The sequence below is a fragment of the Rathayibacter sp. VKM Ac-2857 genome (genome assembly GCF_013205025.1).
GTDB lineage: Bacteria > Actinomycetota > Actinomycetes > Actinomycetales > Microbacteriaceae > Rathayibacter.
In genome coordinates, this window is record NZ_JABMLE010000005.1 from 157,760 (window position 1) to 167,134 (window position 9,375).

The window sequence follows — 9,375 nt, forward strand, 5'->3', positions numbered from 1 at the left end:
GAGTCCTCACAAGGTCGAATGTCGCGCAGAAGCTGATGCTTCTGTGCCGCCTGCCCTGCAAGGCCACCGGTGCTGGCGCCGGGCGAGTATTGCGCTCAGGGCTGAGGGTCGCGTTGGGCCGCTTCCAGATCTGCCGTGTCCTGGAAGTCCAGGAAGTCGAGGGGCGGGATGTCGGTCATCTCCTCGTTCCAGGAGGGCCGCGCGGGCTGCATGCGACGTGTCTCCTGCTCGATGTGCGCGATCGCCTCCGCGTCGTCCGGTTCCTCGACCTCACTGCTGTCGACCGGCACCGACCACAGCTGGCTCGCGGGACCGATCAGCAGATGGGCGTAGGCGCGGCCACCACCCTCGGTCAGGACGGGGACGGAGATGACATCCGATTTCCCGACGTCGGCGAGGGCTCTCGCGTAGCGCAGGACCGCCTTGCAGGTGAGATCTCCGACGAGCAGATGTCCGCTTGAGTAGTGCAACTTTCTCATGCTCTAAATTTCCTTGAGTGCGACGAGACGCTCAAGAGGGTTGCGGCGAACGCACATCTCCGGCAGACGACGACGGGGCGATCACTGCCTCACGACCCGCTTCTGGCCGACGCCACGATGCCTTCGCCTCGGGTGAGGCGCGCGGCGTCGGCGATCACGGCACCTGGGTCGCCGCTGCTGCGCCAGATCTCCCGCTGCCGCTGGGCTCCGGTACCGCGGTGGAGGATCCGCTCGAGCGAGCAGGACACCGTGTCGCTGTCGCCGGCCTCCTCGAGGGCGTCTCGGACGTGACGGACCAGATGGGCCAGCATCGTGCGTGCGGGGACGGGGCAGCCGCTGACCGGGTCGATCAGGTCTCCGGTCGTGCCGAAACGGCTCGCGAGCCAGGAGGACACTGCGAGGACCGGGGTCGGGATCGGCAGGGGCGGCACACCCGCGAGGGCCTCGCGGGTGGCGGTCTCGACGAGCGCTCGTACGAGGACGGCGATGAGCGCTGCGTCCGCCGGGTGGAGCGGGACGTCGGAGATCCGCACCTCGACGGTCGGGTGGGTGCGGGAGAGTCGCGCGTCGAAGTAGAGCATCCCTTCGTCCAGGAGGGCGCCGGAGGAGGTGAGCGCGGTGACGACGCGGCGGTAGTGCGCCAGGTCTTGCCAGAGGTCCGCGGGGCCGGCGGTGGGCCAGCGGCCCCAGGACTGGTAGCGCCAGCTCTGGTAGCCGGTGTCGGCTCCGTGGTCGAGCGGGGAGTTCGCGCTGAGCGCGAGGAGCGCCGGCAGCCAGCCGCGGATGCGGTCCAGGACGGCGATGCCCTCCTCGGGGGAGTCGATGCCGACGTGCACGTGGAGCCCGCAGGTGAACTGCTGCTGGGCGGTGAGGCCGAAGTGCTCCGCGATGCGGCCGTAGCGCTCGTCCTCGGAGAGGTGCGGGGTGAAGGCGGCCGGACTCGTCGCCAGCGCGACGGCGCGGCCTCCGGCGGACCTCGCTGCGTTATCGGCGGCGCAGCGCCCTTCGAGGACGCCGGCGAGGAGGTCGGCGTGCGAGCGCTGCGGTCGGCCGACCGCCTCGATCTGCTCGGCCTTCAGCTCCGCCGTGAGCGATCCGCTCCACGCGCCGTGCGCCGAGCGCAGCAGCGCGGGAGCGATCGGTGCGGGAAGGAACGTCGCGGAGTCGACGAGGAGGTACTCCTCCTCGACGCCGAAGGTTCGGGCGCGGCTGGTCACGGTGTCTCCTCGGCGGCGGGTCCGTCGGCGAGCTCGACCCAGAGGTGGGCGAGGACGCCGACGGCGAGCAGGAGCTCGTCGAGGTCGGCGCTCTCGTCGCTGTCGTGCCAGTTGTCCTCGGGCAGGCCGGTGCCGAAGAAGACGACGGGCGCCTCGAACCGGCGGGCGAGCAGCTCAGCGGGGCCGCCGCCCGCGTTCCCCATCCGCTTCACCTCCGTCACGCCGTAGCCGCGGCGCATGGCCTGCTCGAGGGCGTCGCTGCACCAGGTCCACGGCGTGCGGTACCCCTCCTGCGCGGTGCTGTCCGAGACGCTCACCTCGACGTCCAGTCCCGAAGCGAGGGCGTCGCGGACGAAGGCGCGCAGCTGCTCGCCCGCCTCGTGCACCGACTGCCCCGGCACCGTGCGGATGCTGATGTCCGCGGTCGCGCCGGACGGGATGACGGCCCGCGGCATGCCGGTCGGGTCGCCGGCGAGCAGGCCGACGACCTCGAGAGCGGGCCGCTCCCAGAGCCGTTCGAGGACGGAGTAGCCCGGCTCGCCGCCGACGACCCGGGTGTGCGACCGGCGCAGCCAGTCCGCCTCGGAGAACGTCAGGGCGGCGAGCTCGGCCCGCCGCTGCTCGGTGATCTCCGGGACCGAGTCGGAGAACCCGGGCAGGGCGATGCGCCCCTCGGCGTCGTGGAGCCGCGCGAGGACGTCGGCCAGGGCGAGCGCAGCGTTCGGTGCCGCGCCGGAGACAGCGCCGCTGTGCACGTCGTGCAGCGTCCCCCGCACCTCGACGTGCACCGGCAGCATCCCGCGGACACTCGTGCACATCGCCGGTTCCCCGGCCCGCCACTGCAGGGTGTCGGAGAAGACCACGACGTCGGGCCGCAGGTCCGTGTAGTGCTCGGTCAGAAGGGCGTTCAGGCCCGGTGAGCCGAGCTCCTCCTCGCCCTCGATGAGCAGCACCAGGGTCACCGGGGGCGCCTCGAGGCCCGTCGCGGCCAGCAGTGCCGCCACCGACCGCACGTGCGCGAGCGCCTGCCCCTTCGCATCCGACGCGCCGCGGCCGTAGAGGCGGCCCTCGCGCAGGACCGGCTGGAACGGGGACGTGACGCTCCACTGCTCGGCCTTCGCCGCCCGCACGTCGTGATGGCTGTAGACGAGGACGGTCGGCGCCTCGAGATCCGCGGCAGCCCACCGCGCCCGCACCGCGAACGACTCCCCGGTCGGCAGGATCTCCGCCTCCGGGAAGCCCACCTCGCGGCACGCGCGCACCAGCCACTGGGCCGACCGCCGCAGGTCGCCCGCGTGCTCGGGCATGCCCGCAACCGACGGGATCGACACCCACTCCGTCAACAGCGCCCGGTAGTCGGCGCGCTGCTCGCGGAGGACCTGGGCGAGGGCGTCGGGATCGAGGGCGGTACTGCGCATGCGTCATGACACCGCGCGCCGACCGAGCGTCGCAGGAGGGTTGACGGACACCCGACCAATGGCAAAGCACGGTGGTGGGAGGTGAAGGGGGTCGCCCTACTGTGGAATCTTCAGTCCTACCGTGGAGCCTTCTGTCGGCTCTCCGCGGAGACGCCGTCAGGGGCGGTAGAGGGACCACTCCGTCTCGGGGAGTTCGCGCAACTCGTCGACCACCCAGACATGCCAGCCCGATGTCGTACGCTGCTCGAGCTGACCCTGCACGACTTCATAGGTCCAGCCGTCGCGCGTATTCAGATAGCGAACGAGGCGGACGTGCTGACCTTTGACCAATGATGCCGGAGTACTTCGAGACACCTCTCAATTATCCGATCGGTGTCGAATTCCGCCTGGTCGGTTGACACTCTCTCGAAGCTCGGTTAGCAAGCGTTGGCCGCGACCAACATGAGCTTGACCGGCCACATCCGCCCCACGGTGGCCTAGCGGGTCGCGGGCGGCGCGGTGCTCGCCCGGACGATCAGCGAGGTCGGCACCAGCTCGACGATGGGATCGTCGCTGACCCCGTTGGCCAGCTGCTCGAGCAGCAGCTCGACGCACTTCACTCCGACCGCCCGGTAGTCCTGCCGGATCGTCGTCAGCGGCGGCGAGAAGTCCTGCGCCTGCGGGATGTCGTTGAAGCCCACCACGCTGACGTCCTCGGGGATCCGCAGACCGTGCTCCGCGAACGCGCGGTAGACGCCCAGCGCGGCCTCGTCGCTGGAGACCAGCACGGCCGTGCAGTCCCCGCTCTCGGCCAGGGCGGCGCCGTGCAGGTACCCGCCATCGGAGCGCCAGTTACTGTAGCGGGCGGGCGGCACGGACGCGCCGGCCTCGACGAGCGCCTCCCGCCAGGCCGCCTCGCGGCGCTCGGACGCGAAGGAGCCGCGGGGTCCGGCGATGTGGTGCACCGTGCGGTGCCCGAGCTCGAGCAGGTGCTGCACGGCGGCGCGCACGCCGCCCGCCTGATCAGCGTCGACGACGGGCCCGTGCGCTCCGGCGGCCGCATTGACGAGCACGCGGGGGATCTCGGGGAGGACCAGCTGCGCCGTGTCCCGCAGGTACGTCTCCACGACCACGATGAGGCCGTCCACCGTCAGCTCGCCGAAGCGGGTGAAGGCGCCGTTGAGCCCGATCTGACTCGGTGCCGAGACCGGCACCAGCGTGATGGCGTAGCCCGCCTCCGCCGCTGCAGTGGCGATCGAGTCCATGGTCCGCATCATCCCGAAGGTGCCTAGATCAAAGAAGGCGACCCCTAGGGTGCGGAATGTTCCGCTCTTCAACGCACGAGCCGCGCTGTTGGGCCGGTAGCCGAGGGCGCGCATCGCCTCCAGCACGACCTGCCGCGTCGCGGGAACGACATTGGTCTGCCCATTTGCAACCCGTGATGCCGTGACAGGGGCCACACCAGCGAGACGCGCCACGTCCGCCAGTGAGGGGCGGTGGGAAGCTTCTGTCATGTGACCATCCTGGCCTGGGTGCTCAGCCGTCGAGGTCCCCGATGCCCCGGCCGAAGTCGATTCCCTTGTCGTCAAGAATCCGGGCGTGGATCAATCCGAACGGGCCTTCGCGTCCGGCGACGGCACGGTAGACCCCGTTGGTTGCGGCCGTAGTGACTCGAGTTTGAGGCTGCTCGCGTCGAGTCCTCACTCCCCGTTCGGACGCAATTCAGTCGGGGTCCCGCTGTCCACCTGTGTGCAGGCCAGCCCCAGCGAGAGCTGGGCTGTGCACAGGTGGACAGGGGGCGTCTGTGGGTGACCGAGCCCGCACTTCACCCGGTTCAAGAGTGCGTGAGTTCCGATGAGGTGGATCGCGTGGGAGGAGGTCAGTACTGACGGAAAGCTGACCCCGACGTGAGCCTGCACACCAAAGCTCTCGCTCGGTTGCTGCTCGAGTGGCAGAGCCGGCGTCATGATCCGGTTGTAGCGCTAGTTGATGTTCGGCGCTCTGCGACCGCTGGCGAGCGAGGCAAGTTCGAGAGCTTCGAACAGATTGTCTGCGGCTCCTTGACGATCGTCCATCGAAAGATCAAAGACTGCATCGTCGAGCTTCGCGTAGATGACCTTCTGCCAGTCCGTCGGCAATGTGCCGCCGACCGTTTTTCGAATGTTGGGCTGCCCCTTTGACGTCATGGCCATGACGGCTTCGTAGCAGTCGTGGATCCGATCGTGAAGGATCTCTGGATGGTCAACGTTCACCTTCGCGCCGTCGTCGCCGTCGACGCCTTGCTCGACTTTGGTGAAGATGCTGGTGAGCTGCGATTCGTAGTCATCCACGAATCGGATCCTACTGAACCAGCTGCCCAGGCTGCCCATTGGTCGGAACGGAAGAGCCCCCGCGAGCGAAGGCTCGAGCGGGGGCTTTCCGACGTCAGCGGGGGGGTGCTGAGTCGGGTCAACGTTAGTCGACGGGCAAGGTGGTGAGCGCGCCGTACGGGGCGAGCGTGGGCACGCCGCCGACGTCTGTGACGGTCGCTCCGGGTTCGGTGAAGGCATGCACGAGTGCGGCGCGCTCGAAACGTGTGTGTAGTCGAGCGGTGTCGCCTCACGAACGCCGCGCCCTCGCCGATGATGAGGACCTCGTCCGTAGTGGCGCTGCCGGCCGCCTCCAGTCTGATTCGATGCGCTTAGCAGCGACGCCGCACGGTCGGTCAGTGAGCGGGTGCTGTGTCACGAGCAAGGGTAGGGATCTTGCTGCACGGCAAGAGGTTCCGGGTGATTACCGCTTCATTCGAAGGCGCTCACAGCCTTCGTTGTCGCGTCCGCGCAGGCTCTGACAAAGGTTTGCGGAAAGGTCCGTTCGGCGCTGGTGCCACTTCGTGCTGTCACGGTGTCGCCATGAAGGGCGCTGATGGTCCATTCGGTAGCGCCGTCAGGGCTGGGTTCGCAGAAGCGGAAGCCGATGTGGAGGGGGGCGGTCTCAGCCATGGGCTGTCCGCCTCGCATCGGCAGAGCTCGTCGTCGAGGTGAGGGTGAGGAGGGAGAGGAGATCCTCGATGCTCTGCACAGGTTGCGGTGCGGATGCTCGAAGGCTGGTGGAGGAGCGGTAGCTCAGCGGGTGGTCGCGCAGGATGTGCCCGATTGGTCGGCCTGCCTGCCAGACGGTGAGAAGGATCAGGTCGCTGACGACGTCGGGACTTCCGATCTCGAAGACGCGTCCTTGCAGCACCGCCATCTGCGGCTCTTTGCGGGCCTGGTGGACCCAGAGCGGAAGGTCGCGAGCTGAGGGGACGGTGGCGTCCTTGCTCGGGCGAGGGTTGGGGTGGCTGAGGGCGCTCATGGCGTGGTCAGAGATCGAACTGGCGTTCGAGGTCGAAATCGGAGGTGATCGCATCGCCATCAGGTTGGATTGGATGGTTGCCGGTGAGTGCGTCGACGCGTTCGCGGATCCGCGCGATCTCTGCGTGATCGTCTGGTTCGGGGAGGTCGGAGGGCGTGGTTTCGGCGACGAGTGATGCGCCGGCGTTGAGGAGGAAGGACACCTGGATCGTTGCACCGTCTGCTCCGATGCCGGTGTAGTCCACTCGGTCGGCGGTGTCGTTCGCGGCGAGGGCGACGGCGTATTCGACGAGAGCGTCGGCGGCGTCGTCTCCGACGAGGACGGTCTTGTCGGCGAAGAGGATGTGCTTCATGTCGCCCATGGTCTGCGCGGTTGTTGCACTTGGCGAGACGGTTGACAGTCCTGCCCCGCCTCGACAGGGCCATAGCAGACCCGCGACCCGGCTGGCGTCCCGGTTGCCGGAACCCGCTGCCGAGGAGAGCCTTGTTCTGGCGGGTGCTTGGCGGCCTGCACTGAGGGTGGAGGCGCCGATGGGCAAGCTGCACTACGACGGATCGGTCGAGATCGATTTCGAGGACAGGGTCCTCGCTCATCTGCAGATCGTGATCACCGCGAAACTACGCCGCAACGAATCGTTCCTGCTCAGCTGGCGTGATGACCACAGCATGGGCGATGGACGCAGCGCGATCTGGCTGCACGCGTCTCAGTCGCTGCGCTACAAGTACTTCGGTGGTCGAATGCCCGCGATCAATCCCGCATGGATCAACACTCTGACCGACCTCGCGAACTCCGCGGGAGGCCTGTTCGTGATCACCGAACCCGACACGCAGCACCTCCGAGCCCCTGAACGCGAGCCGCACCGATGAAACGCGTCGACATCCTCTACAACGGCACGCCCTACACGGTCCTCGACAGCACGACCGAGCAGTTCCAAGCCGAGGTCGATGCCGTCCTCGCCGCAGACATGCCGCAGTGGGTGAAGGTCACCATGGTGAGGGGCGCGCGAACAGTGCCCTCATTCTGGTGACAAAGTACTCATCGCTCGCGATCATCGGCAACGATGTCGACGACACCAACACCGACTGAGTGCAGCACGCACGCCAGAAGTGCCGGTCACGCGGCGTTTCGGACTGTAGCGAGGAAGGCGAGGGCGGAAGTCAAGCGTCTCGACTCTGAAAATGTCGTCTCTTACCGTCGAGGTGAATCGTTCGTCGCGCCCGGACCCTGTGCGGTGGATCTCCGGCCGTTCGCGATGTGAGTGGATCGGGAAGCGGTCGTGGGTCGCCGGCTGAGAGGTTCCGATTGTGAGCGATCCCGTGGAACCTGTCATCGATGATCTGCTCGCCGCTCTTGATCCGCCGGGCGCCATCCATCCGGGTCTCGCCCGCAATGTCGTGCAGCAGCTGCGCGAGCAGCGCCCGCTACCCGCGGTTAGGGTGGGGGCCATGGATGGTGCTGCTCTCTGCGAACCGTACCTGCGCGGCTTCCCTATCGACGGTGTCGCGATCTCCACCATCGGAAGCTCCTTCAGCGCCGAGACAATCGCGACGAGTGATTCCACTGCGTCGCGTCTGGACGAGATCCAGCTCGACCTCGGAGAAGGTCCCTGCTGGGACGCCATCACCCTTGACGCTCCGATGTTCGTCCCCGACACGAGCGCCGAGACCAGGTGGCCGTTGTTCGCCGACGCGGTCAGCGGCATCGACATCCGGGCGGTGTTCGCCTTCCCGCTCGTCTTCGCAGGACTCTCGATCGGCGCCGTCGACGTCTACTCCCGCACCCCCGGCCTGCTCAGCGACACGCTTGTGAAAGACATCATGGCCGCGTCCGCGAGGACGTCCCTGCGCGTACTCGCGGCTGTTCTGCGCGACAGCGGGGAGGAGCAGAGCAGCAATCCTGCCTCCCGGCGAATCGTCTACCAGGCCACCGGCATGCTCCTTGCCCACTACGGCACCACATCGGAGAACGCGCTGCTGCTTCTGCGCGCTCACGCGTTCGCCCACGACCGTTCCGTCATGGACGTCGCCGAAGACATTGTGAAGCGTCGAGACGCCTTTCCCGACAGCCCCCTCGCCGCTCAGGAGGACCCGTGGTGACCACCTCCCGCGAACGCAGCATCATCGACACGTTCGTCGTCCTCTCCAACACTCTCGTCGAGGACTACGACGTCGTCGACTTCGCGTTGACCCTCGTCGATGCAAGCGCGATGCTGTTCGACGCCGTGTCCGCTGGTCTCGTCCTCGCCGACGCGGGCGGCGTTCTGGAGGTTCTCGCGTCCACGGACGAGGACACTCGGCTGATCGAGCTGCTGCAGTTGGACAGCGCCGGCCCCTGCATCGACAGCTACACGAGCGGTGAGCCGGTCATCGTGCCCGACATCACGGCGGTTAGAGAGCAGTGGGCCGAGTTTCGTGAGCGGGCGGCCGAGCTGGGTTTTCACGCCGCGCACTGCGTGCCCATGCGCGCTCACGGTGTCACCATCGGGTCCCTGAACCTCTTCCAAGGCCACGCCGGAACCCTGGACGCGGATGACATAGCCGTCGTTCAAGGGTTCGCAGACGTCGCCACGGTGGGCATCCTGCAACAGCGGGCGCTTCGTGAGAGCACTCTCGCGCAGACGCAGTTGCAGCGAGCTCTGGACAGCCGGGTCATCATCGAACAGGCCAAGGGTGTCCTCGCCTACGCCAACCGCATCACCGTGGAGCAGGCGTTCGAGGTCCTTCGGAGCCGATCGCGGTCAACGAGCACGCCGATCACGATCCTCGCGCGGCAGATCCTCAACGGTCAGTAGCAGCAGGCCGCGGCATGAATGAGCCACCAGACCGCGACGTGCCGGCGCCGCCGACTCTCCACGAGGTCGCGGCAACACTTCCCGGCCCGGTCTATTCGTTCGCGCCGCAACCGCACCTCGAAGCGTTCGCTGCGTCCTCCACGCGTGCGAGTGGGCGA

12 protein-coding genes and 1 pseudogene are annotated in these 9,375 nt (G+C 67.8%); 4 read left to right on the forward strand and 9 right to left on the reverse strand.

The annotated features are described in order from the left end of the window. Positions 1-95: 95 nt before the first annotated feature. The 9 genes and pseudogenes from HQQ86_RS20770 to HQQ86_RS20805 all read right to left on the reverse strand — a co-directional run bounded on the left by HQQ86_RS20770 (position 96) and on the right by HQQ86_RS20805 (position 6,778). Complete coding sequence (locus tag HQQ86_RS20770) at positions 96-479, reverse strand: hypothetical protein (protein ID WP_173290722.1); 384 nt, start codon at positions 477-479, stop codon at positions 96-98. Positions 480-568: 89 nt separating this feature from the next. Then, positions 569-1,696 (reverse strand): glutamate--cysteine ligase, encoded by a 1,128-nt coding sequence (locus HQQ86_RS20775; protein WP_173290724.1) that lies wholly within the window; start codon positions 1,694-1,696, stop codon positions 569-571. After that, complete coding sequence (locus HQQ86_RS20780; protein WP_173290726.1) at positions 1,693-3,114, reverse strand: M20/M25/M40 family metallo-hydrolase; 1,422 nt, start codon at positions 3,112-3,114, stop codon at positions 1,693-1,695. The genes HQQ86_RS20775 and HQQ86_RS20780 overlap by 4 nt, the downstream gene beginning before the upstream one ends. A 476-nt stretch (positions 3,115-3,590) precedes the next feature. Then, the gene (locus HQQ86_RS20785) at positions 3,591-4,358 is read right to left on the reverse strand and encodes a substrate-binding domain-containing protein (protein ID WP_254072320.1); all 768 of its coding nucleotides are present in this window, start codon (positions 4,356-4,358) and stop codon (positions 3,591-3,593) included. Positions 4,359-4,457: 99 nt separating this feature from the next. Then, a pseudogene (locus HQQ86_RS21600) lies at positions 4,458-4,607 on the reverse strand (LacI family DNA-binding transcriptional regulator); the annotation flags it as partial. 468 nt (positions 4,608-5,075) lie between these two features. Further along, positions 5,076-5,423 carry a hypothetical protein gene (locus HQQ86_RS20790; RefSeq protein ID WP_173290730.1) on the reverse strand — a complete coding sequence of 116 codons (348 nt, stop codon included), beginning with the start codon at positions 5,421-5,423 and terminating at the stop codon, positions 5,076-5,078. Positions 5,424-5,873: 450 nt separating this feature from the next. Continuing rightward, positions 5,874-6,074 (reverse strand): hypothetical protein, encoded by a 201-nt coding sequence (locus HQQ86_RS20795; RefSeq protein WP_173290732.1) that lies wholly within the window; start codon positions 6,072-6,074, stop codon positions 5,874-5,876. After that, positions 6,067-6,426: a hypothetical protein gene (locus HQQ86_RS20800; RefSeq protein WP_173290734.1), complete on the reverse strand. Its 360-nt coding sequence runs from the start codon at positions 6,424-6,426 to the stop codon at positions 6,067-6,069. Before HQQ86_RS20800 ends, HQQ86_RS20795 begins: the two co-directional genes overlap by 8 nt. A 7-nt stretch (positions 6,427-6,433) precedes the next feature. Beyond that, on the reverse strand, positions 6,434-6,778 hold the full coding sequence (locus tag HQQ86_RS20805) for a hypothetical protein (RefSeq protein WP_173290736.1): 345 nt from the start codon (positions 6,776-6,778) through the stop codon (positions 6,434-6,436). 178 nt (positions 6,779-6,956) lie between these two features. Here HQQ86_RS20805 and HQQ86_RS20810 point away from each other — a divergent pair, with 178 nt between their 5' ends. The 4 genes from HQQ86_RS20810 to HQQ86_RS20825 all read left to right on the forward strand — a co-directional run bounded on the left by HQQ86_RS20810 (position 6,957) and on the right by HQQ86_RS20825 (position 9,217). Then, positions 6,957-7,292: an ATP-dependent DNA ligase gene (locus HQQ86_RS20810; protein ID WP_173290738.1), complete on the forward strand. Its 336-nt coding sequence runs from the start codon at positions 6,957-6,959 to the stop codon at positions 7,290-7,292. Beyond that, positions 7,289-7,453 (forward strand): hypothetical protein, encoded by a 165-nt coding sequence (locus HQQ86_RS20815; RefSeq protein ID WP_173290740.1) that lies wholly within the window; start codon positions 7,289-7,291, stop codon positions 7,451-7,453. The genes HQQ86_RS20810 and HQQ86_RS20815 overlap by 4 nt, the downstream gene beginning before the upstream one ends. 277 nt (positions 7,454-7,730) lie before the next feature. Continuing rightward, positions 7,731-8,522, forward strand: coding sequence for a GAF and ANTAR domain-containing protein (locus HQQ86_RS22265; protein WP_173290742.1), 792 nt, complete (start codon positions 7,731-7,733; stop codon positions 8,520-8,522). After that, on the forward strand, positions 8,516-9,217 hold the full coding sequence (locus HQQ86_RS20825) for a GAF and ANTAR domain-containing protein (protein WP_173290744.1): 702 nt from the start codon (positions 8,516-8,518) through the stop codon (positions 9,215-9,217). Before HQQ86_RS22265 ends, HQQ86_RS20825 begins: the two co-directional genes overlap by 7 nt. Positions 9,218-9,375: the final 158 nt, after the last annotated feature.

Bases quoted from the DNA above. Each gene is read 5' to 3' on its own strand.
- HQQ86_RS20770 (WP_173290722.1), bottom strand. From the start codon at position 479: ATGAGAAAGTTGCACTACTCAAGCGGACATCTGCTCGTCGGAGATCTC.
- HQQ86_RS20780 (WP_173290726.1), bottom strand. From the start codon at position 3,114: ATGCGCAGTACCGCCCTCGATCCCGACGCCCTCGCCCAGGTCCTCCGC.
- HQQ86_RS20785 (WP_254072320.1), bottom strand. From the start codon at position 4,358: ATGGACTCGATCGCCACTGCAGCGGCGGAGGCGGGCTACGCCATCACG.
- HQQ86_RS20795 (WP_173290732.1), bottom strand. From the start codon at position 6,074: ATGGCTGAGACCGCCCCCCTCCACATCGGCTTCCGCTTCTGCGAACCC.
- HQQ86_RS20800 (WP_173290734.1), bottom strand. From the start codon at position 6,426: ATGAGCGCCCTCAGCCACCCCAACCCTCGCCCGAGCAAGGACGCCACC.
- HQQ86_RS20805 (WP_173290736.1), bottom strand. From the start codon at position 6,778: ATGAAGCACATCCTCTTCGCCGACAAGACCGTCCTCGTCGGAGACGAC.
- HQQ86_RS20810 (WP_173290738.1), top strand. From the start codon at position 6,957: ATGGGCAAGCTGCACTACGACGGATCGGTCGAGATCGATTTCGAGGAC.
- HQQ86_RS20815 (WP_173290740.1), top strand. From the start codon at position 7,289: ATGAAACGCGTCGACATCCTCTACAACGGCACGCCCTACACGGTCCTC.